At 64.2% G+C, this 23,258-nt stretch carries 17 protein-coding genes; 7 read left to right on the top strand and 10 right to left on the bottom strand.

Annotated features, from left to right (window positions below; genetic code table 11):
• The first annotated feature begins 21 nt into the window (after positions 1 to 21).
• From B7X49_RS11755 to B7X49_RS11745, 3 genes are all read left to right on the top strand, one after another.
• Positions 22 to 504, top strand: coding sequence for a type VI secretion system tube protein Hcp (locus tag B7X49_RS11755; protein WP_286703949.1), 483 nt, complete (start codon positions 22 to 24; stop codon positions 502 to 504).
• A gap of 69 nt (positions 505 to 573) precedes the next feature.
• Positions 574 to 1,239: a hypothetical protein gene (locus B7X49_RS11750; RefSeq protein ID WP_286703948.1), complete on the top strand. Its 666-nt coding sequence runs from the start codon at positions 574 to 576 to the stop codon at positions 1,237 to 1,239.
• A 155-nt stretch (positions 1,240 to 1,394) separates the two neighbouring features.
• On the top strand, positions 1,395 to 1,943 hold the full coding sequence (locus tag B7X49_RS11745; protein WP_286703947.1) for a hypothetical protein: 549 nt from the start codon (positions 1,395 to 1,397) through the stop codon (positions 1,941 to 1,943).
• Here B7X49_RS11745 and B7X49_RS11740 read toward each other — a convergent pair.
• The 10 genes from B7X49_RS11740 to B7X49_RS11695 form a co-directional block, all read right to left on the bottom strand.
• A complete protein-coding gene (locus tag B7X49_RS11740; RefSeq protein ID WP_286703946.1) occupies positions 1,940 to 2,665 on the bottom strand; it encodes a PP2C family serine/threonine-protein phosphatase in 726 nt (241 codons plus the stop codon). The genes B7X49_RS11745 and B7X49_RS11740 overlap by 4 nt on opposite strands.
• Positions 2,662 to 3,192 (bottom strand): type VI secretion system-associated protein TagF, encoded by a 531-nt coding sequence (gene tagF / locus B7X49_RS11735; RefSeq protein ID WP_286703945.1) that lies wholly within the window; start codon positions 3,190 to 3,192, stop codon positions 2,662 to 2,664. Before tagF ends, B7X49_RS11740 begins: the two co-directional genes overlap by 4 nt.
• The gene (gene tssM / locus B7X49_RS11730) at positions 3,189 to 6,563 is read right to left on the bottom strand and encodes a type VI secretion system membrane subunit TssM (protein WP_286839483.1); all 3,375 of its coding nucleotides are present in this window, start codon (positions 6,561 to 6,563) and stop codon (positions 3,189 to 3,191) included. Before tssM ends, tagF begins: the two co-directional genes overlap by 4 nt.
• Before the next feature lie 249 nt (positions 6,564 to 6,812).
• Positions 6,813 to 7,271, bottom strand: a complete 459-nt coding sequence (gene tssL / locus B7X49_RS11725) for a type VI secretion system protein TssL, long form (protein ID WP_286839480.1) — start codon at positions 7,269 to 7,271, stop codon at positions 6,813 to 6,815.
• A complete protein-coding gene (gene icmH, locus B7X49_RS11720) occupies positions 7,181 to 8,119 on the bottom strand; it encodes a type IVB secretion system protein IcmH/DotU (protein WP_286839477.1) in 939 nt (312 codons plus the stop codon). The genes tssL and icmH overlap by 91 nt, the downstream gene beginning before the upstream one ends.
• Entirely contained in the window at positions 8,116 to 9,447 is a 1,332-nt protein-coding gene (gene tssK / locus B7X49_RS11715; protein ID WP_286703942.1) for a type VI secretion system baseplate subunit TssK, read from the bottom strand. The genes icmH and tssK overlap by 4 nt, the downstream gene beginning before the upstream one ends.
• Positions 9,448 to 9,453: 6 nt before the next feature.
• Positions 9,454 to 9,921, bottom strand: coding sequence for a type VI secretion system lipoprotein TssJ (gene tssJ, locus B7X49_RS11710; protein WP_286703941.1), 468 nt, complete (start codon positions 9,919 to 9,921; stop codon positions 9,454 to 9,456).
• Positions 9,918 to 11,195: a type VI secretion system-associated FHA domain protein TagH gene (gene tagH, locus B7X49_RS11705; protein WP_286703940.1), complete on the bottom strand. Its 1,278-nt coding sequence runs from the start codon at positions 11,193 to 11,195 to the stop codon at positions 9,918 to 9,920. The genes tssJ and tagH overlap by 4 nt, the downstream gene beginning before the upstream one ends.
• Positions 11,192 to 11,788 carry a DUF6931 family protein gene (locus B7X49_RS11700; protein WP_286703939.1) on the bottom strand — a complete coding sequence of 199 codons (597 nt, stop codon included), beginning with the start codon at positions 11,786 to 11,788 and terminating at the stop codon, positions 11,192 to 11,194. Before B7X49_RS11700 ends, tagH begins: the two co-directional genes overlap by 4 nt.
• Before the next feature lie 3 nt (positions 11,789 to 11,791).
• The gene (locus B7X49_RS11695) at positions 11,792 to 13,633 is read right to left on the bottom strand and encodes a type VI secretion system Vgr family protein (protein WP_286703938.1); all 1,842 of its coding nucleotides are present in this window, start codon (positions 13,631 to 13,633) and stop codon (positions 11,792 to 11,794) included.
• 305 nt (positions 13,634 to 13,938) lie between these two features.
• Between B7X49_RS11695 and B7X49_RS11690 the strand changes: the two genes are divergently transcribed.
• The 4 genes from B7X49_RS11690 to B7X49_RS11675 form a co-directional block, all read left to right on the top strand.
• Positions 13,939 to 15,561, top strand: coding sequence for an Mbeg1-like protein (locus B7X49_RS11690; protein ID WP_286703937.1), 1,623 nt, complete (start codon positions 13,939 to 13,941; stop codon positions 15,559 to 15,561).
• The gene (locus B7X49_RS11685) at positions 15,542 to 16,303 is read left to right on the top strand and encodes an ankyrin repeat domain-containing protein (RefSeq protein ID WP_286703936.1); all 762 of its coding nucleotides are present in this window, start codon (positions 15,542 to 15,544) and stop codon (positions 16,301 to 16,303) included. The genes B7X49_RS11690 and B7X49_RS11685 overlap by 20 nt, the downstream gene beginning before the upstream one ends.
• Positions 16,304 to 17,602: 1,299 nt before the next feature.
• Entirely contained in the window at positions 17,603 to 19,375 is a 1,773-nt protein-coding gene (locus B7X49_RS11680; RefSeq protein ID WP_286703935.1) for a ShlB/FhaC/HecB family hemolysin secretion/activation protein, read from the top strand.
• 29 nt (positions 19,376 to 19,404) lie between these two features.
• A partial coding sequence (locus tag B7X49_RS11675; protein WP_286703934.1) for a filamentous hemagglutinin N-terminal domain-containing protein occupies positions 19,405 to 23,258 on the top strand: 3,854 nt, incomplete at its 3' end.

The raw sequence follows: 23,258 nt of genomic DNA, 5'->3' as shown, positions 1-23,258 counted from the left end.
AACCCAACAGGAGACAGACCAATGGCCGTCTATATGAAATATGCCGCGATCAACGGCGACGTGACTACCGAAGGCTTCAAGGACTACATCGAGCTCCACAGCGTGCAATGGGGTGTCGGGCGCGGCGTTGCCATGCAGTCCGGCAGCGGCGAAGGCCGTGAATCCAGCCTGCCCAGCCTTTCGGAAGTCACGATTACCAAGGACTACGACATCTCGAGCCCGGACCTGCTGAAGGAAGCCCTCAGCGGCGGCGCAAAAGACGTCGACATCGTGTTCGTCCGCACCAACAAGGCCGGGTCCGGTTCGGATAAATATCTCGAAGTGAAAATGAAGGATGTCATCATGTCCGGCTTGAGCATGTCTTCGGGCGGCGAAAAACCGAACGAGTCGCTCTCGCTGAACTACTCCTCGATCAGCTTTGTCAGCATCCCCATGAAAGACGACGGCTCGCAGGGCACCCAGAGCGTGGTGAACTTCGACCTCAAGACGATGAAGATGAGCTGATCACTCGAAACGACCCGGCGCGCTAGCGCCGGGTTTCTTGTGCTTGCACGTCCGAAAAGGAATTGTCCAATGAGCGCTTCGGCATCGACCAAAGAGGGAAGAAAGACTTTTACAGCAGCCGTCACCAGTGAAACCGACCTGCAGTCGCCGGTGACCGTGTCGGGTGATGGATATACTGTCACATTTGCCGGCAATAACTTCGAGGTGAAGCATCTTCGCCGGATCAGACGCAACAGCGTGGCAGACCTCAAAAGTCTCTTGACGGGTGCCGACAAGCTCAATAGCTACACGACCGAGGCGAGCGAGCGAAGCATCGAGCGTTGGGAAGGCAAAGAGAAGAGCACCAATTCGTACATTTTCCTCGACCTTCAGGAATTCTGCCAGTTCGGTTGCAAGATCGTTCGGTTCCTGAAAGAGGATGGCAGTGCGTGGACCCCTTACGGTGTCAATCAAGTCCTGCAAAAGCACGTCACCGTCACACTCGACAAATGCTTGGCCTATAGTCATAGCGGCATCGGGCTCACGAAAAAAGACGGCGGATCCGGCCGCCTGCAGGCTGGCGTCGGCATCACGCTCAATGCCGTCGTGCAACAGGTCAACGGCAACGCGAAACAGATATCCGTATGCCACTACGACGCCAACGGAACCGAGGTCCGGGGCAAATTCAACATGGATTATTTCAAACGCGACAACGCGCAAAAGGGTGCCGAGATCGCGGGTACCATCGTGAACTGAATATTGTCCCGCGAAGTAGCGTAGGGCGGAAGAGCGAAGCGTCATCCGCCTCTCTTCCCCCCACCCGAGCGGCCTGGAGAGTGATCGACACGCGCGATCACGCTTCACCAAAATAACGCTTTCTCACCCCCCGCCCCCCATGGCATTCTCGCCGCGTGACCGAGACCCACGCCTCAGACAATTCGATCGTGCGTTTTACCGAGGCCATAAGCGGGCTGCGTCACCACGCCGCGACGGCGGACGATCAGTCGAAACTGACCCAAGCCGTCGTCAATCTGATCCTCACCCTCATCGAGCAGATCATCCAGCATTTCGCGTCTCTCGCCGCGCGCACCGCCTCACCGGCGAACCCGCCCGAACCCACCGAATGTGCCGCGCCGTCCGGCCTGAATGGCCCGATGAACGCGCTCAGCCCCACGCTGCACAATCGGCCGAAACAGCCGAACGCACCGCACCCGATCGCTCAATCCGACGCCTCGGTTGCACCGCCCGTCAGGGTGGCGCAACCCTCGCCCAACCCCGCCATCACCGCCCGCACGCCACGGCGAGCGCTTGCCCAAACACCGTTGCCAGCCGCAAGTGCCCATCAATCGCACCCAGCGGTAACGAACCCGCCACCAAGCCGCCCCCGAACGCGAATTTCGCACCCCAACCACAGTATTTTTACACGTCCTAATCGTTACGATATCAAAACAAATACCTAACCCGCTGTCGTTACCACCACCGCCGTCACGTTATCACTCCCCTGCCGCGCCAGCGCCGCCGCCACCAGCAACTCGGTCGGCGGCACGCCATCCGGCGCCCCCAGCAACCCCGCGATTTCGCTGACCGGCAGAGTTTTGCTGAGCCCGTCCGAACAGAGCAGGAAGCGATCGCCCGGCTCGATCGTGCCGATCACCTTATCCAGTTCCAGCGTGATGCAATCAGCGCCCAACGCCCGCGTGATCACGTTTGCTTGAGGATGATGCTCGGCGGCGGCGGCGCTCAGGCGGCCTTCATCGACCAGATCCTGCACCAGCGAATGGTCGCGCGTCAGTTGCGTCAATTCGCCGCGACGCAGCAGATAGGCCCGCGAATCGCCGGCCCAGAGGCAGGCGAAATGATGGTCGCGCAGCACCAGCACCACGACGGTCGAGGCAATCACCGCGCCCGCGCCGCGCAGCGCCGCCTCATGCAGCAGCGCTTCGTGCGTTTCGGCCATGGCAGTGCGCACGCGGGGCAGCAATTCGGCCGCGGTCAGGCCGGGTTCGAGCCGATCGAGCGCGGCGATGATCATGCCGGAGGCGAGCTCGCCGGACTGATGGCCGCCCGCGCCATCGGCGACCGCCCAAAGCCCGAGGTCCGGGCGGCAGAGATAGGCATCTTCATTGCGCCGACGCACCGTGCCGACATGGGTCTGCGCCCAGGTTTGCACCCTGGGGATCACGCGGGCGGTTCCGGCGCCTGATCGGTCAGAAACGCCGCGAAGGTAGCGGGATCAGGCAGATCATCGCACTCGAACCGGGCGGCGGCCTTGCGGGGTGCGCCGTCGGTCCACCAAATGTCGCGTGCCGGCGGCGTCCACGGGTCGGGCGCGATGCCGACCAGGCGCAGCGCGAGGCGATCCGGCGTGACATCGGTCGTGACGGCATCGAAGCCGAGCGCCTCGGCACCGGCCAGCCAGGCAGGGCCGGCGCGCGCGGCATCGGTCGCGATAACTAGCGGAAAGCAGCGCTCCACACTGTCCATGCTCGGCATCCACACACCGCCAAGACGCTGCCCGCCGATGGTCGCGAAAAAACGCCAGACCGGCGCTTCCATCCAGCAATCCACCCAGGACTCGCCCAGCGAATCCTGGCTGGCGTGCAGGCAGGCGCGCATCCAATCATCGAGCGCATCGACCACCGCGGTGCTCAGCCCACCGCGCACGAAATCGCCGCGCGCGGGGAGCTTGCCGTAGAACCCCGCACTCATCCCCGCAGACTCGGGCAGCGGAAATTGGTCAGCACGCCCGGTGCGAACGGGTTGAAGATCGACCCGGCCTCGATCGCGAAGGATGCCGTCTCGCCACCCTGATCGAAGGTGAGCGTATAGCGCGCCGACGCGCCGCCCGCCGTCAGGCTGCCCTGGTTGAACAGCCGGAACACCGCCCATGGCCCGCTCGCCTGCAAGGTGATCGGCGTGCCGCCTGCCGCCGCCGGGGTGATGATCAACCGGGCGGATTGCATGCCATCCGCCCCCGGCCAGGTCACCGAGGTCGGCACGGTCGGGCCGTGCGCGTAGGTGATGGTCACACCGCCGAGTTGCAGCGTGACCTGGGCGGCACCGGCGGAGAGCGATTCCGGGGTGATGGTGAACTGCACGCTTGGGGTGGCCGAGCCGACGAAGAACATCTGCTGGATTTCCTGGGCGCGCTGGAACTCCGCCACCGCCCCCTGGCTGACCGGCGGGGTGACGCCGTTGACCGGCTGCACATGCCACACCGGCCCGGTCATGTTCACGAACGGTCGCACCTGGGTATTGAAAAAACTATCGAGTGCCGCACCCGGGGCGAACAGATGCGCGAAATCCGCGAGCGGAATGCCGGCGCTGGCGCTGCGATCGAACGGGTAATGCCCGACCACCGCCTTCTGACACAACGGCGCTGCCCCGCCCGGCGCATTGAACGCCGCCGCGGCCGAAGCCGCCGCGCTGCCGCCGCGCAAAGTGTTCGCCGTCGCGGTGATGCCACCGAGCCAGCGCCGCACCGGTTGCGGGTCGTGCTGCGCCTCGCCTGCGAGCAGCGCCGCCGCATCGCCGCCCGCGCCGGGTGCCGCGGGTCCGGCGGCACCGGGGGCGGTGGCCGCGAGCGTGGCGAGTTGTTGCTGCACCTGATCGATCAGTTGCAGGGTCAGGCTGATCGGCGCGCCGACCGCGCCATTGCCGACATAGGTGCGCAGGGGTGCGAATTCCTGATCGATCGCGGCACCAGGTGCCGGTGGTGGCGCGCCGTTCTCCGGCCCGACGACGCCTTTCAACCGTGCGGCGGCGGCGTCCAGCGCTGCCAGATGCGGTGCCTTCGGTGCGGCGCTGCCCTTGGGCAGTTTCGGCGCCTGTGAAAGGGTCAGTTGCTTCGCCATCGATTCCAGCAGCGTCTTCATCGGCGATTGCGGCGAGCCGAGCACATAGAGCGCCTGCACCGCCTGCCCGGCGCTGCCCAGCGGCACCAGATTGATGTCATCGATCATCGTGCGCCAATGGGCGGCGTAATCCGCCTCGTAAAGTTTGATCACGTCGCTTTCCAGCGACTGCATCTGCGGCGAGTTGGGATCGACCTGAGATGGCTGGCCGAGCACCCAGCTTTCCTTCGCGACATCCTGCGTGGCGTGGGTGAGTGCCGGCAACAGCACGGTGTAGAAGCCGCGCCGTGTGAAAAATCCGGGCACGCCATCGGTCAGGGGTTTGCCGGTCGCGTTGGTGAACAGCGGCGTGCCGGCGGCGCCGAGCGCTGCCGCCGGTGTCCAGTCCGGCACGCGCGCCGCCGCCTGCGAATCGCGGATGCGCGAATAGACGCGCTCGGCGATCGGCACCCGCGAGAAGGTGGCGCGTGCGGTCGCGACCAGCCCGCCATCCAGCGGAACATCGGGCAGCGGGCGGGCAAGCAGATCGATCAAATTCTCCATCAGCGAGGCGCGCAGATCGGTCTGGCCGATGCCGGGATACAGGCGTTGCCAGTCGAGCTTCATCCACGCCTCGACCAGCGGCGCATCGAGCGGGCCCTGGTTGCCGAGCATCAGATAGACGCGCGTCGCCTGATACAGGAAATCGGGTCGGTCGAGTCCGCCGCGCATTTCGGCTTCCAGTTGCAGAACCAGCCGCGGCAGCAGCGCGAAATCGAGCGTGTTGCGATAGACCGCGGCGGTGGCCGCATGGACCGAACGGGTCTGATCGAGCCCCAGCCCGGCGAAACCGGCATCCGGCTTCGCTGCGGCCAGGCGGCGCGCCTGTTCGAGCAATGGCGCGATCAGCGGCAGGTTGGCGCTCGAAACCGGATCGAGCTTGAGGGTGGCAGCGATTTTCTGTTCGGCGGCGAGGCTGTTAGTCGCCCGCGCGATGGCGGCCGCATTGTTGCCCCGGCTGATCAACAGGCCGGCCAGCAACGCGATGAACACCACGCCGACCGCAGCGAACCCGCCCGCCCGCAGTGCGAAGCGTCGGCGCGCGAGGCCGCGATCCGCCGACCCGAGCATCGCCTCGCCAAAGATCACGTCCTTCAACAGCGAGGCCAGAAAATACGAGCGGCCGGATTGCGGCCGCAGGCTCGGCGCGCGCCGCTGGTCGATGCCGAAACTGCGCGCCAGGGCGCCGGTCAGCCGGTCGATCGGCGTGCCTTCCTGCGTGCCGGAGCAAAGATAGACACCGCGCAGCCAGGGCGCGGGGTCGAGCGTCGAACCGCCGAACGCCTCGGTCAGGAATGCCGCCAGCGGCGCTTGCAGGCTGGCGACCTGGAGGGGAAATCCCTCGATCATCGCGCGGCGGTCCGGGCTGCGCTCGGCGGCGAGGCGGTCGATCACCCGCGCCTCGAGCCGGCCGATCAGGGCCTTGAATTCGGGCGCGAATTCGCGAACGGCGCCGGCCGGCCCGCGCTCGTTCGGGAACGTCGCACCCCAGACCTGGGCGCGGCCGGCGGTGTCCAGATCATCGAAAAACTCGGTGAAACCCGCGATCAGGTCGGATTTGGTGAACAGCGCGTAGACCGGCACGGTCACGCCGAGCCGGGACGTGAGATCCTTGATGCGCGCACGGATGGCGCGAGCATGGGCCGCGCTGGCGGACGGATCGCCGCCCGCGATATCCGACAACGCGATCGCCACGATCACGCCGTTCAGCGGCTGGCGCGGCCTGGTGCGTTTCAGCAGGTCGAGAAACCCGTGCCAGCCGGCCTGATCGACCGCGACGGCGGAATCCTGCGTGGTGTAGCGGCCGGCGGTGTCGATCATCACGGCCTGGTCGGTGAACCACCAGTCGCAATAGCGCGTACCGCCGACCCCGGCGACCGCCCCCTGCCCCAGCTCCGCCGCCAGTGGAAAATTCAGCCCGGCGTTCATCAGCGCGGTCGTTTTGCCGGCGCCGGGCGGGCCGATGATGACGTACCAGGGCTGCTCATACAGGTAACCGCGCGTGCCGCGCGCCTTGGCCAGAATCGCCAGCGCCTTTTTCAAGCGCGCTGCCAACGCGGCAACCTCGTCCTGCTTCGCACCTGCATCGGGGTCGACCGGTGCCGCAGTGATCGCGCTCTCGACCGTGCTGGCGCGCTTGCGGGCGCGTCGATCGAGCCCGAGATTGACGCCGATCCAGAGCAGCACGATCAGGGCGATGACGATCGCGCGCCGCCGAGGCCGGTCAGAAGCCAGCGGGCCAGGCGGGCGTTCATCGGGGAGCCGGTGTGAGAAAGGAAGGGAAGGACAAGACTGCTTTTTTGTAAAAAAGCAGCAAAAAACTTTTGGTGGTTGGGGGCATGGGTGGTTTCGCTGGCACGGGCTTAATCGACCAAAAGTTTTTTTGCTGCTTTTTTTTCAAAAAAAGCAGTGCTCGCTTTGCTGTTAAAACTGCGCTCATGGCGCAGTTCCCCGGATCAGCACGATCTCGATCCGGCGATTGAGTGCGCGGCCGGCAGCCGTCGCGTTACTCGCGATCGGCGAGGCCGCGCCCCGACCCTCGGCGGTGATGCGGCTCTGATCGCCGATCGAACGGTCCAGCACGGCGGCGGCGGCGCGGGCGCGGTCCTGCGAGAGCACGAGGTTGTTCGGGAATTGCAGCGTGTGGATTGGCTGGCTGTCGGTATAGCCGATCACCTGGACCTGGCCGCGCTCACGCGCGAGTGCCTGGCCGATTTTGCCCATCAGCGGCAAAGCCTGCGCCTGCACGGTGGCGCTGCCGGAATCGAACAGGCCGGTATTGTTGATCCGCACGATCGGCGCATTCACGCTGCCCAGCACGCTGACCTCGCCCTTGGCGATTTCGGGCGAGAGAAATCCGCGCAGCCGGTCGAGCACGGTGGGGGATGGTGCCACCGGCGCGAAGGATCGGCCGCGACCGCGCGGTTGTAGAGCGCGCCGGACGCGCCGGCGAGCGTGTAGTCGAGGCTCGCATAGACCAGCGCCAGCACACCGAGCGCCGCGGCCCCCGCCACCCATACCGGCACGGAGGCGCGCCGGGGACGATACGCCGCGGCGACGCCCTGCCAATGCGGCGCCAGCGCCGGATCGCCCGGCGGGCGGGCGCGGCGAATGGTCGCGTAGATATCCTCGCGCAGCCGATCGATTTCGGCCGGTCCGCGCGGGCTGAGCCGGTAGCGGCCCATGTAGCCGAGCGAGAGGCAGACATACATCAGTTCGAGCACCGCAAGGAACTGGCCGGGGCTTTCGCGGATCTGCTTCAATATGTCGAAGAACCGCTCGCCGGAACGCACCTCCTGATGAAAGGTCGATACCAGCGAGCGCTGCGCCCAGGCACCCTGGCTGCCCCAGGGGGTGGCGAGCACCACGTCATCGAGGCTGGCGCAGAGCGCGTAATGCGCGGGACGGAGTTGATCGACCGGGACTTGCGCCTGGCGCCCGGCGATTTCGAAATCGCGCAGGGCACGCGCCGCACGCTCGCGCAGATCGCCGGAATCGGGCGGTTGCAGCGTGTTGCGCAGGCGGGCGAGCAATTGCAGCAAGGGCGCGGCGGCGGCGAGCAGCGGTGTCGAGCCGAAATTGAGCGTCTCGGCGCCACCGCCCGGCGGCGGTGGCGCGGGGGGTTCGGAACCGCCGCCGGACGGCGGCGGCGGCGGTGCGGGCGGTGGGCGCCTGCCGCCCGGCGATGGACGAATGGTCGTGCGGTCGCTATCGTCGGGTTCGGAGAACGGATTGTCGCTCATCCGCGGATCGCCCAGAGTTCGAGTTTCATGCCCGGAAACTCGCCCGAGACATGCAGGGCGAAGGCGCCCGAATTCTGCATCTGCTGCCAATGCGGGCTGCCGCGATCGAGCTCGAAATAGCTCGCACCCGCGTAGAACGGGATCTGGCGTGGGGCGACCGGCAAGGGCCGGACCGAAATGCCCGGCAGTGCGACGTTGACCAACTCCCTGATCTGTTCGACCGCGCCGATTTTCACCTGTGCCGGGAACAGCCGCCGCAGGGTTTCGCCCGGCACATCCGCCTGGACGGTGAGGACGAAATTCGATGCCCGCAGGATCGAACGATCGTTGATCGGGCCGACGTGCACGCCGTGCCGGCGCTCCTGCAAGGGAATCGCGATCGCGTTCTGTTCGATCACCGCGGACAGCGAGCGGCGCAGATCGGCCACGACCGGGGCAAAGCTGCGTTGCAGATCCTCATGCCGGTAGCCGGGATAGGTGTTGGGCCGGCGCGTACCCTCGATGAAGGTGGCGAACTCGGCCGCCATTTCGACGAAGGCGGCGTAGAGTGTTTCCGGGTGGATCACCGCGGCATCCGCCCAATGCTGCAACAGCGCCTGCCAGCGGTTGATCGACTGCAGCAGCATGAAATCCTGCACTTCCGCCACGCCGCGGGTGCCGGGCGCGTTGAGCCGTGCGGCCAGCGCCTCGCCGCGCTGGTGGATCATGCCGGAAAACTCGGTGATCAGCCCGGCGAGCGGGGCGGCGGCGTGGCAGGCCAGCGCGGGGGGGCACCAGCGCTCGTCGAGCGTGACGCGTTTATCGGCCGAAACCTCGATGATGCGGGCCATCGGCAGGCACAGGAATCCCGCGCGATCCTCGGTATCGAGCATGTAGCGCAGCCGCAGCCGGCCGATCAGCACTTCGGCCGGTTCGGGCGAGGCGGAATGGGTGTCGTACGCCTCGAACCGCGCGGCGGTGTAGCGCCCTTCGGTGCTGCCATCGGGTGCGGCGATTTCGGCCGCACCGGGCTGGCGGATCGGCAGGGCCAGATGCACCAGCACGTTGCGGGTGGCTTCCGGCACATCGAACGGTGCGGGGTGATCGGCCTCGTTCGGCAGAGCGAAGGGCGTGCCATCCTCGAACACGCCGGCCGCCTCGGCTAACGCGAACCTGCCGGTGCCGAGCAGGTCGCGGTTGATCGTGGCGTGGGTGATGCCCCAGGGGTAGGGCACCAATGATGCAATCCGGCCGCGCAGCAACGCATCCAGCCAGCGATCCTGCTGCTGGAAATGTTGCGAGCGGAGAAACATTCCCTCCTGCCAGACGACCCGGTTGGTCCAACTCATCGCCGATCAGCCTTTTTTGATGTTAGGCACCAGTTTGGCCGTCACGCCGTTCAACCGCAAGACCAGATCGTTCGGTTTATGCGGCGTCAGCGGGGCGAGCAGCCGCCACTGCGCCTGATCGATCGCGCGGAACAGCACGGCGATGCCAAGTGCCTGCGCGCCATCCGGCAGGCGGCGATCGAGATGCACCGTCGCGCCGGGCGGCACGATCACCTGGTCGGACGGGCCGGCCAGATCGGTGCCGAGCACGGTGCTCGCGTGGCTCATCAGCGAATAGGGATCGGCCGCGTTGAACTTGCCCGATGCGGCCAGCGGATAGATGCGCACGGCGACCGGCTCGGCAGTGCCTGTGGCATCGGCGTTCTGGGTGGCGCCGCCGATGATGGTGAGCCCGAGCGTCGCCGGCGGGGGCGGTGGCGGCGTGCCGCCGCAGGCGGCGAGCAGGAGCGGCAGGGCGAGGATCAGTCGTTTCATCGTTCGCGCGCCTCGGCTTCGGCCAAGGCGGCTTCGTAGGCGCGCGCGAAGGCCTTGCCGAACACGCTGTCGAAATCATCGGTCAGGGCGCGGGTGATTTCGCCGTGCAGCGCCTCGAACGCATCGAACGCGCGCGCCTTGCGCTGGGCCGGGATCATGGCGCGGCCCTGCTCGCCCTCGGCGCGCAGCAGGCTGGGATCGAACCGATCGAGCAGGGCGCGCACGGCGGCTTGCATCGCTCCCATCACCGCGATTTCGTGCAGACGGATGTCGCGCAGCGCATCGCTCACAGCGGCGTCGGCCGCCATATCGGTGCGGCGGCCGATGCCGAGCAGGGCGGCCATCGCATCGTCATCATCGGCGGAGAATTTCAGCGGGTTGTTGCCCTTGGCGCGGATCATGGTCTGTTCGATCCGGAATTCGCCCTTGATCGCGGCGCGCGCGATCATGCTCTGGCGCAGACCCGCGACCATCGCGCGGAACGCACCGCCGAGCCGGCGCATCATGACGGCAGGATCGCCGCCGACCGGTGCATCGGGCATGCCGGCGGCGGTGAGGAAGGCGGTGAGCAGATCGGGGTGATCGGACGTGATGGGCGGCGCGGCCGGTGGCGGCGGTGGCGGCACTGGGGTTGGGTTGAAGGTTTCGGGCGCCGGCGGGCGCGGCGGAGGCGGCGTGACCGACAGATCCCAATCATCGGGCAGGAGTTTCGGTGCCAGCGGCGGCGGGCGGAATGCGTCCTGATGTGCGGCCGAATGATCGGCGACCGGCCGGCCGAACAGCGACTCATCGGGCGCGAGCGGATCGAAATCACTCGGCAACGCGATCGAATTGCCGCCGCCGAACCAGCTGTCCGGCGCGGGCGGGGCGGCGGGTGCGCTCGGTGTTGCGAACGGATCATCGCCGAACGGGTCGTTATAGCCGGCGCGCGGCGGGGCCGGTGGTGCGAAGGCGGCGGCGGATTGCATCCGCGCCTCGATTTCATAGGCGCCGAACCGGATCCGATCGCCGTCGGCCAGCGTGTGTACGCCGCCGCTGCCGAGCGGGGCGGCATCGCGGTTGATGAAGGTGCCGTTGGTGCTGGTATCGGCGATCTGCCAGGCACCGCCGCGCCACGCGATGACGCAATGGCGCTTGGACAGCACGCGCTCGGGGTCGGCCAGCACCCAATCGTTATCGGAACCGCGGCCGATGCGGAATTCGCCGCCTTCCAGCCGCCGGGTTTCCGGCGGTGCCGCATCCGGGCAGCGCAACATGCTGAGGATGAGGGTCACGACGCGTCTTCGCGCGCGATCCGACCCGCGCCGCCCTGGGCGATATCGCGCGCGGCACCGAGATAGCGTTCGAGGCGCATCAGCCGCAGCGCGGGATCGCCGCGCACCGAGGCGAGGGTGACCGCGCCGGCGACGGCGACGCCGGTGAGGTGCGGGGCGGGGGGATTGGGCGGCATGGCTTCGGGGGCGATGCTGGGGCCGGACCAGAAGGCACCGACCGCGGCCCAGGCTTCCGGTGTTTGGAAGCCGACCTGTTCGGCCAGCGCCATTGCGGCGTAGCGGGACGCTTCGGTCTGGGTGCGGACCCAGGTTTCAGCGGCTTCCCGGGCACTGCGGTCGGGTTCGGCGAGATCGGGGGGGGCGTTGGACTGGGCGCACATGCACGCCCACCAGACCGCCTCGCGCCGGGGCAAGGCATGGGCGAAACAGCGCGCGGCCTCGACGAGGAAGCCGTTGCCGGCGAGCGTGGCGATCAAATGGGGCACCGTGGTGCAGTCGGTGATCGCGCTGCGTGCCTCGGGACCGAGCGTCGCGCGGGCGACGATCGCGTCGCGGTCAGCGTCGCGGAGCTTGTCCATCGATGCGGCGTCCATCGCTCAATTCACCTTGATGATGGGGGCATTCTGGATCATCAGCGTCCCTGCCTTGTGCTGGGCGATCTTTCCATCGGTCTGAAGCAATGATTCGGCTTCGATCTTGATCATCAGCGATTTCAGCGTGATGCTGGTGTGATCCATCACGATCGTGCTGTCACCCACTTTCAAGGTGATCGACGTATCGGATTCATAGAGGACGGCCTTGGTCACCTTGACGGTCTGGGTCCCCTGGACTGTGATCGCTTCGTTCTCTTTCACCGTGACGGTGCGGTTGGCATCGACGGTCATGGTCTGGTCGTTCTCGACCTCGATGACATGATCCTTCTGGGCGTGGAACAGCAGGATTTCCGAACCCATCGTGTCGTCGAACGAGATTTCGTTGTAATCCGCCGCCCCGCCGCCCTTGGTCGAGCGGGAGCGAAACCCGCTCTTGTTCTTGTCGCTGGCCGGGAAAATCGGCGTGTTGGTCGAATTATACAGCGCGCCGACCGCGACCGGGCGATCGATATCGCCTTCGAGGAAGGTGACCGCGACCTCCTGGCCAATGCGCGGGATGAACTGCGCGCCCCAGCCACCGCCCGACCAGGGCTGCACCACGCGGAGCCAGAAACTACCCGATGACGTGGTCTCGCCGCGGTGATCCCAGGGGAACTGCACTTTGATGCGACCGAGATCGTCGGTGTAGATCTCCTCGCCTTGCGGGCCGATCACGGTTGCGGAATAGAAACCGGCCATAGCCGGCTTGGGCAGCGGAATGGGCTGCCAGGGGGTTTTGGCGGGGATGGCGGTGAGTGAGAGCGTGATGCCGGGATCGCGTGCGTTGGTCATTGCCCCGCCCTGATCGCTGATTGCCAGCGCGACGGAAGTCAGCACGTAGTCACTGGCGCCGCCGTCGGCGGTGGGGTCGCCGGTGAGCGTGATCTGGCCGCCGACGTAGAGATCGGGGATGGTGGCGCTACCCTCATACACCTGAGCGCGCGCTTCATGCGCCTGCATGTGCCGCTTGGCGATTGTCTGGGCGGTGCCGGGGTCGGGCGCCCAGCTTGGCCAATGGTAATGGGTGCGGTTGGCGACACCGGGTGCCGTCAAAATCGTCGGCTCGTCGCCTTTGATCGCGGTTGAGGCGGTGGTCGGGTTGTAATCGCCCATGGTTGAGGTGCCGAGCGTGGTGGCATCGGCGCGGTGCCAGGTGTGGACGCTGGCCTCGATGCCGCTGAGTGAGGAAAACATGAGAGGCGAAGCCGGCAGGGTTTTGAAGGCAGCGTTGGAATTACCGATCACCAGCGTGTGCTTGCCGTCGCTGTGTTCGAAAAAATAGAACAGCCCATCCTCGGCGAGGATGCGGTTGAGGAAGCCGAGATAGGTTTCGTTGAACATGACCGTGTAGGGTCGGCTCGGCGGGTTGCCGTTGATGCGGTATTCGACATCGGTGACGCCGAATTCGGGGAGGATTTGCTGGGCGATATCGAGGGATGATTTGTTCTCGAAAAAGCGGCAGTCGCGGGTCTGTTCAAGGAAGTGCAGCTTGGGGACGATGACAATTTCGTAATCCCAATAGGATTGGGAGGCGAGCAGGGTGGAGCCGGTGGAGGTGGAGGGCATCTGTGTGATGCTGACGACCAGGCCATTGAGATAGCAGAGATGCGGGCCGCCCTGGGCGATGGTGATCGTGACGGGTTGGTGGAGGAGCTGGTCGACCTGGATGATGGAGAGGCCGGTGCGGAGCGTAACGGTATAGGCAAAGGGTTGGCTCAGATCGCATCCGCCTAGAACACCTGTCGCCTTGAAGGAGTCGGGCGGCAACGGCGTCTGGATTTCAAGTAGATCGGTCAGCACATCCATCAGCGTGTCGCTCCAAGCCTCATGATACCGTTTTATGGTACGTTAGCACAGGTAGCTCGTTTCGGGAGGCCGACGTCGTAAAGATGATTGGATCATGAACAAAATTTAAATGAACGTCGCGTTATTAATTTTCATACGAACTTGTGAGACATTGGGCGGGGATGGCATTCGGCACGGTAAACGGAACGTCGGTGACTGCGTTTTCTCCTCGGGCCCAGTGCGGATCGGCAAGACTCCCGTATTGGCGATGGTGCTTCGATATGCTTAACGAACGGGTAGGGCGTCGGGAACATGGGTAAATTGTGATGGACGGAATGTCTCCGTATCAGGCGCGAGCGAGCAGGACCCCGCCGCGCCCCTATCTGGAACTCAACGTGTCGCAGGGTGTGTTGCTGATCCTGCCGATAAACAACGATACCGTCCTGCTGCGCCGCTTCGAGGTGTTTCCACACGCTCTTGCTGAAGGCCGCCAGGGGGCGCGTGCCTATGATGCGATGCTGCGGGAGGCGCGATCTTCCCCATCCGCCATGGGGAGGATACGGCGGTTCTACGACGAGTGGCGTCCTGGTCTTGCCAGCCGGATCGCTGATCCGGCGCTGGTGCTGCAGCTTAATCAGGACGTTCATAGCCCGTTGCTCGCGACATTTTATTTCAAGAGCCCGGCGTTTCTGCATGCGGCGATGGTGCGCCGCCATCCGGAATCGGTGGTACCACGGCCTGTCGGCGATATCAGCAATTGGTCCGTCCAACAGAGGATCGTAGCGATATTCGAGGCCATGTTCGATCAGCACGATTTTCAGGCGGTTGCCGGAGCCGATTGGATTGCGCTTCAGAAGCAGCTGAAAGAGTTGCTGACCCCGATCCATCTGAGTATCCTCGCGGTCGGCTTGAGCGGGCTCGCCGCCGCTCAGGGCGTACCAGGGCTCAATGTCGTAATCGATACCTTGCTGGTGGGGCTGGCGTGGACCGCCGACGGCTACGCCGGGCTGCTCGCCATCCGCAGCTTCATGCAGGCGGTCGTCGAGGCCTGTACGGCGCGGACGCAACAGCAGATCAATGCCGCGGCGAAGGAACTGGCGTCTGCACTCATTCAACTCGGCGTCATGACGTTCCTGACGGTCCTGATCAGCCGGATCCGACTGATCGAAGGTTTTCCGGAAAAAGCGCCCGTTGCGGAGGATACGACGGAAAAGGCGGCCGCCGGTGCCGCTCGTCCGATCGAGCGGGAAGCGGTGAACGATCCCGATTGCGCGCAGTTGGCGCATGCGAAGGATATGGCGCAGCTTTCGACACATGTTTACGGAAAAGATATGACGTTACCGGACGGGTACCGCTATCTCGACCCGGCGACGGAAGACGGACGAAAGGAGTTGGCGTCGTTAGGTTTGGAGCCCAGCGATTTATCACCCGAAGATTCACCTTTCCGCGCCGCGCTTTACGCATCGGGACCGGCAGACAACCCATCATACGTGGCCGCATTCAGAGGATCAGCTTCGATCGACGACTGGAGCCACAACATGCTCCAAGCGTTCGGCATGCCGAGTCGATCCTATAATAGTGCTATCAAGCTTGGCACGAATCTCGCAGATTACACAGATAACTTATCGCTTACTGGCCACTCTCTTGGAGGAGGTCTAGCATCTGCTGCCTCGGTTGTGACTGGGAAGCCAGCGACAATTTTCAACGCAGCTGGTCTAAACGCAGCCACAACTGGAGGTTTTCCGTCGCTTCAGGCACCTGTCACGGCATATCACACTGCGGACGATATCCTTTCAACAACGCAAGATTCATCTATTTTTCCATCGGCGTACGGGAAACGTTTTGAATTACCGCCTGTTTCGGCCAACCCGTATAGCTGGGACGCGCATGGAATGGACTCTGTCAAACAATCACTGGCCACCAAAATGAATGACTTGGGTTGCCCATGATAGGCCAATTATTTCTGGGACAGAATTAATGCAATTCTTTTTTAATCCAACATCCTTCGATGATCCGGCCCAACTATTGTTCGCCGAGCACGTAGCGAAAGGGCGGATTCTCGAAGCTGTCGAAACGGGATCGGACCTCATCGCCGGCGTCAGTACCATTGCACCCGATGGCGTTACCGCGTTGTTAATTGCAGTCGAGCGAGAGAATCGAGCAATGGTATCGGCACTCCTGCGTGCGGGTGCAAATCCGAACGGCGGACCAAATAGAGCGCCGATTAACCAGGCCGTATATAATTCAAATACAGAAATACTCAAGGATCTTCTCGATGCAGGGGCCGATCCGAATGGCATGATGCAGACTCGCCCTGCGCTCTCAAATGCAGCACTCCATAATTTAATTGCGGCGGCAAAGCTCCTTCTTTCGTACAATGCGGACATCAATAGCCGCAACGGAATTGGCATCACAGCCCTTAGCGACGCCGCTGCGGCCCAAAATTGGGATATGGTCAATCTCCTGATGGACCACGGAGCTTCGATCTGGATCGCGGCACCCGCAAGCGGTTCGACCATGCCGCGCTTCGCGATCAACGATCGCATGGACCCCAACAGTGCGCTTTGGAGATCACGCGAAGCGGCGATTCAGAAAATCAAAGCTGCCGGTTTCCCCTGGCCACCGCCGCACCCAAAGGAGGTCAAGCGGCTGCTGAGCGAAGGTAAATGGCCCCCGCCTCAGGCGCATTAGCCAACGGGCGACCGACCTTCTGCAGCACAAGGACCACCCCAGATTGATGATTGAACCCTCAACATTCTCCAAGCGCTGGGCTTGCCGAGTGAATCCTATAACTATGCGATCGATCCTGGCACGAAGCTCGCCGATTATGCAGATAATGTATCGTTTTCTGGCCACTCTCTTGGTGATCTCGCCTGCTATTAATGGGATTGAAAAGTAGAATTTTCTCGGTACATTGCGCTAGGAGATTTGCTTAAAAACGTCGAGATATAGTCAGTCGCAGATTCTCGTGAATCACCACTGGACCTGCTCAGCGCCAGCTGTCTCATCGATACGTTGCGTTTCGCTGAAACAGCGCCTCGCACCGCGGCGGGGGCCAATGTTCGGTATGTCGCGATAGCAGAGAGACATGGCTTCACTTCAGCGACGACACGTATCTGTTCGTTAGCTCGCATTGCGGTTTACAAATTAAAAATGTATTATGAGATGAAATATCGAAATTAAAACCTAATTGGCCTGACTATTTTTATTTAATCGCCAAACTTTTACAATGAAAGCCAAGATAAAAATTATGCTTATAACAGAAAATGCAGTTGATAGATAGTATAGAATATCTGATACGAAGCCAAATAATTTTGGATCGCTTGAAAATAAATTTTTAAGGCCAAAATTTAGCCCAAGCGAAAGTAATTGCGTCGAAATCAGTGGACCAAGACTTACTCTTGTTACATAAAATAACATCTTAACCCACCAGAAGAAAAATGTAGCGGAAATTAGAAATACTGGGGATGCCCTGAAATTTTCGAAGTACGGCAGGTTGGTTGTATAATTCAGTGCTACGAAAAATAACGAAACTCCTACGAAGGAAATTGAATAGGTCAGAGGCCGCACGACACTTCCTCCGACTCATTGGCTATGTGCTGTACGCCCGCCTTAGTCACATCAGTCGCCCCTTTAACTCACAACTCGCAGAATTGAGGCGAAGGCACACTCCACCACATTTGGTGTGTTGCCCGACGCTTATCCGATACTTTGGCAATCGGAGCGCGCAAGCACCATCGGACCCATGCTCTGCAACGCTACCTCTTTTGCCAATATGAAAGGAGGGAAGCAAGGTGCAGATCGAGTAAATGGCAATCTTCGAACGCCCCCCTTTTTCTCTACGTCACGTTCGTTGCCCTCTCAGGTTTGTCCAAAAAACCACGCCTCGCCCAAATATCGTGAACGGCGCGTTCGTTTCGGTTAAGCGGCCTTCATGTTTTGGCCACTTTGTGTTATCAATCTGTTAATGGGTACGGAGTGGCGAGACGGATGAGACGGCGGTCGGGGTGGTTGTTGGGCCAGGGGTTTGGCCTGCTCATGGTTGCGGGCGGGACCGTGGCTTATGGCCAGACGGCAGCCCCGCCGGCGTTGCTGAATCAGGTGCCGCAGGCATCCCCCATCCCACATATTCTGCCCAAGGCGCCGCCTAATCTCGGCCGGTCGCTGCCGAATTTCCAGCCGCTCGGGCAGGAAGGTGCGGTGCCGCATGCCGCCGTGCCGGTGCGCTCGGCCGCGGTGATCGGGGCGACGGCGTTTCCAGCGTCGGTGCTCGCCCATACCATCGGCCCGCTGGTCGGCCCGGCCGTGCCGCTCGCCAGCGTCGAGGCGGCGCGGCTGCGACTGGTGTCGCTGTATCGCGATCATGGCTTCGTGCTGACGGCGGTGTCGGCCGAGATCAACGCCGGCGGCGATCTGCGTTTCATCGTTACCGAAGGCCATATCGTCACCGTCAAACTGTCGCGCGACATCGGGCCGGTCGGCTCGCTGGTGCTGAAATTCCTCGATCATCTGACCCGCGAACGCCCGGTCCGCGAAGCCTCGCTCGAACATTGGCTGCTGCTGGCCGAGGAAATCCCCGGCGTTTCGGTCACCGCCGTGCTGCAGCGCAACGATGCCGCCCCCGGCGCGCTGACCCTGGTGGCGGAGGTGCGACACCAACAAGTCTCCGGCCTGCTGACCGCGGATAATCGTGGCTTTCGGGAAACCGGCCCGGCCGAGGGTCTTGCGGTTGCCGATGTCAACAGCATGACCGCGCTGGGCGATCAGACGCAGATCTCGCTGTTTCATACCTCCGGCAGCACCAATAATTTCGGCCAGGCGGCCGAGAGTTTTTTTGTCGGTGCCAGCGGGTTGCGCATCGGGGTCTATGCCGGTGCCGGGCGATCGCAGCCGAGCGGGGTGCTGCGCGAAATCGGCTATAAATCCTACCTCGAAGTGTTTGGGATCAATGCGAGCTATCCGCTGCTGCTGCGGCGCGGCGATACGCTGGCGGCCAAACTCAGCCTCGATGGCACGCAGAATCTGATCGACACGGCATCGGGCATCGGCGGCGGCGAGGCGGCGACATCGAGCGATTCGGTCCGCGCCATCCGCTTCGAACTGAACGAGGCCTTCACCGATGATGCGCTGGGCGGTGATCGCGTGGCGCTGACCACCGCATCGCTGCTGCTCTCGAAGGGCGTGTCGATCCTGGGCGCCTCGGCCAACGGGCGGACCAATGCGGGGCGGGTGGGAGAGACGTTCACCTTCTTCAAGCTCGATGGCGCGATCGAGCGCACCCAGACCCTGTTCAGCCCGTTCGCCGGTGCCACCGTGGCGGTGCAGGGCGCGCTCGGCGGCCAGTATACGCCGGATGTGCTGCCCTCGTCCGAAGAGTTCTACCTCGGCGGCAACCGCATCGCTCAAGGCTATTATTCAGGTGAGGTGACCGGCGACAAGGCGCTTTATGCCAGCGCCGAGGTGCAGTTGAACACGCCGGTCGATTTCACGGCGTTCGGTCGGCAAATCAACCTCGGCAGCCAATTTTACGGGTTTTATGACTATGGCGAGAACTGGCAGAACGATAAATTGCTGGCGGGCGAGACGCATAACAACTACCGCCTCGCCTCGGCCGGCATCGGCGCGCGGTTTCGCCTGACCGCAACGCTTGAGTTCGATATCGAGGGGGTTCACCGCTTCGTGACACGGTTGCAGCCGGTCAACAGCGGCGTGGCACCGTTATCCGGCACCGCAGTTTATTGGGGCGTGGTAGCACGCTATTGATGGGCATATGATCGATCGGGCAGCACCTCATGATTGACCATACCGGCGACCTGCACAGCGCGCGGCGGCGTCGATTGTTGCTTGCGTCTACCGCGCTGAGCGCCGCCTTGGTGGCGAGCGGGCCGGTGCGGGCCAATCCACCGGCGCTGCCCGCCAACACCACCCCGCAGGGCGGCCAGGTGGTCGGCGGGCAGGCGAGCATCGCGCAGGCGCCGGGCAGCGTGACCATCACGCAGTCGAGCGCCCGGACCGCGATCAACTGGCAGAGCTTCAACGTGGGCTCGGCCGCGAAAGTGACGTTCAAGCAGCCGAACGCGCAGGCGATCGCGCTGAACCGGGTGATTTCGAACAACCCTTCGATCATCGCGGGGCGGATCGACGCGAACGGCCAGATCGTGCTGATGAACCAGTCCGGCGTGGTGTTCACGCCCGGTTCGCAGGTGAACGCGGAGAGCCTGGTGGTCAGCACCGCCGGCATTTCCGCCAAGAATTTCATGGCCGGGCACATGGTGTTCGATGCACCGCCGAAGCCGGGCGCGCGCATCGTGAACGACGGCACCATCACGATGAAACAGGCCGGCCTCGCCGCCTTCGTCGCCCCGCAGGTGATCAACCGCGGCACCATCACCGCGACGCTTGGCCATGTTATTCTGGCCGGTGCCTCGACCTTCACGCTCGATATTTCCGGCGATGGGCTGGTCTCGATCGATGTGACGCAGGCGGTGCGCAAGGTCGATCTGGGCGGCCGCGTGGTTGATGCGCTGGTGACCAACCAGGGGCTGATCGTCGCAAACGGCGGCACGGTCACGCTGACGGCGCAGGCGGTCGATGGCGTGATCCAGCAATTGCTCGATGTCCGCGGCGTGGTGCAGGCCGACAGCGTGGGCCAGAGCAAGGGTGCCATCACCATCGCCGGCATCGGCGGTGATCTGCAGGTCGCCGGCAGCCTGCTCGCGCGCGGCGCCCAGCCTGGCAGCGGCGGGGGCACCATCGCGGTCGATGCGACCGGTGCGGTGCGGGTTGCTCCTACGGCGCGGATTGATACCTCGGGCGATGCCGGCGGCGGTGTCGTTGCACTGGGAACCGATGCGGTGCGGGCGGCGAGCGGGCCGGGCGACAAGACCGCACCCAAAGCCACCAGCGTCAGCATCGCGGCCGGTGCGACGATCGCGGCCGATGCCACGCAGACCGGCACTGGCGGCAGCGTCACCCTGCTGTCCGCCCAGCGCACCACCCAGAACGGCGCGATCTCGGCGCAGGGTGTCGGTCGTGGCGGCGTGATCGAGACCTCGAGCGATGGCGTGATTTCGCTATCGGGTACTGAGACGGTGTTTGCCACCCATGGGCATGACGGCACCATCCTGCTCGATCCCGCGACACTGGTGATCGGCGCCGGGTCGACCGCTGCGGGTACCACGGGCGTCGGTGGCGTCACGACGATCGGCACCGACAGCAACACGATTTCCTATGTCGATCCCGGCACGCTCGATACCCTGTCCGGCACCATCATTCTCACGGCCTCGTCGCTGCTATCGGTCGCTTCGGCGATCAGCCTGACCAGCACGGGCACGGTGCTCACTTTGGCTTCGGGCGGCGCCGTCTCGATCAGTGCCGCAGTGCAGGTCAGCGGTTCGCTGGAGATCGACGCCAACGGGGTGATGAACATCGGCGCGCCAATTATCGCGCCGGGCATCACGCTCCTGGACAGCGGTGCCGGCAGCATCGCGATCGCGGGAAATGTCAGCGCGAGCGGCACGCTCGCCCTGCTCGCCGGCGGCACGATCACCGAAGCGCCTGGGGCTTATGTCAGTGCCGGGACGCTGACCTCGGACGGCGGCACGATCGGCGGCGATGTGCTGCTGACCAACGCGCCTTTGGCGATTGTTTCGTTCGGTAACCAGAACAGCATCGGCACGATCGGTGCGTTTGTCGCCGCGGGGAGGCTCGCGCTCAACGATGGCGGCGCCTCGCTGGTCCTGGACGGTCCGATTTCGGTCGGTGCCGTGACCGTGGATGCCGGCACCATCAGCGAGCCCGTCACCGGATCGATCACCGCCGCCACGCTCGCGCTGAGTGCCTCGAGCAGCGCCCTGCTCGAGGGTGCTGCCAACAGCATCGCCAGCCTCGGGCCGGTTACCAGCGGCGGCTCGTTCGCCTTGAGCGATCTGGGTTCGCCGCTCGCGATTACCGGAGCGCTCAGCGCACCCGGCGCCTCGATTGCCGCGGGCGGGCTGACGATAGGCGCACCGGTGTCGATGAGTTCGGGCCTTCTGACCGGTGCCGGCCCGCTCACCCTGACCAGTACTGCTGGCATCGATGAGATCAGCGGCGGCAGCATCGTCGCCGGCAGCCTGTCCGGCAGCGGCGGTTCACTCGCGGCCGATAATGTGCTGCTCGATGGTACAGCCAACGCCATCAGTGCCCTGGCCGGCTTCACGACCGGCGGCACTTTCGCGCTGAACGACGCCGGGACGCCGCTCAGCGTCACCGGAGCGCTGGATGCCACATCCGCCACACTCACTGGCCATGGGCTGGATCTCGCGGCACCTATATCGGTGTCCGGCGTGCTCGCGCTCGGCAGCGATGCCGGCATTACCGCCACCGGCGGCAGCATCATCGCCGGTACGCTGACCTCCGATGGCGGCACGATCACCGGCGGCGATGTCTTGCTGTCCGGTCCGGGTAACGATATCGGCACGATCGGCAGTTTTGCCGCAACCGGCCAGTTCCAGCTCGACAACGCCGGCAATCCGCTGACCATCGCCGGTCCGTTCAGCGCCGCGTCCGCCGCGATCGGTGCCGGCGCAATCGCGATCACCGGCAGCGCGGCGACCACCGGCGCGCTTACGCTTACCAGCACCGGCGGCGTCACGGAATCGGGCAGCGGCGTCCTGAATATCGGCGCGCTGACCAGCGGCGATGCCACCATCACGGGCCCGGTCGATCTCGGCGGCAATAACACAATCGGCATGATCGGCGCCTTCACCGTCGGCAATTCACTGGTGGTGAACGACACCACGCCCCTGATCCTCACCGGCCCGGTGCGGGCCGCAGGCATCGACCTGATCGAGGCCAACGGGTTGACGCTCGCCGGATCGCTCACGGTCGGCACCGGCCATGCGATCAATCTGGTCGCCGGCACGATCACCGATGCCAATGCCACGCTGAGCGCCCCCAGCGGCACCATTGCCCTCGCGCCGTTCACCCCGGGCACGCCGCTCGATTTCGGCGGCACAACCGCTGGTGGCCTCGCGATCGCGCCGAGCTTCGCCACCGCCCTGGCCGGATCGGGCGCGCAGGATATTGTGTTGGGTCGCGTGCTGCTGCCCAGCGGGACCTATGCGGCCGATACAATCCTCACCGAAGGCACGCTGCCCAGCTTCGCCGCGACCATCACCATCGATGCCGGCAACACCATCACCAACATGACCGATCTGCAGGCGCAGGCGATGACCCTGGCTGGCGGCAGCGTCGTCAATGACGGCACGCTCGATGCCACCGCACTCGCGCTGACCGGCACCGGGTTCAACGGCACCGGCGTGGTGATCGCACCGAGCCTTGCCGGCAGTTTCAGCCAGGGTGCGGTGTTCGACAATGCCAGCAACGCGATCAGCCTGATCACCGGCCTCACCGCTGGCAGCGGCGGGCTGATGCTGCTCGACGGCGCAACACCCACGATCGGCGGGACCATCGCGGTCGCATCCGGCGCCGGTCTCACGGTCGCCGCGAACCAGATCGCGCTCGGCGGCGGCGGTGCGTTCAGCGTGCCGCAGGGCACAATCACCTTGGCTCTTATAGCGTTGCCTGTTGATATGGTCCGAGACCGATGGCACCGAGGATCAAGGCGTCGGGTGTTACGTTCTGTCCCAGCGCTTCCAGCGTT

Source organism: Acidiphilium sp. 34-64-41 (assembly GCF_002282635.1).
In the GTDB taxonomy this organism is placed as follows: Bacteria; Pseudomonadota; Alphaproteobacteria; order Acetobacterales; family Acetobacteraceae; genus Acidiphilium; species Acidiphilium rubrum.
The sequence above is the reverse complement of the archived record's forward strand: the minus strand, read 5'-3'. Positions and strand labels throughout refer to the sequence as shown.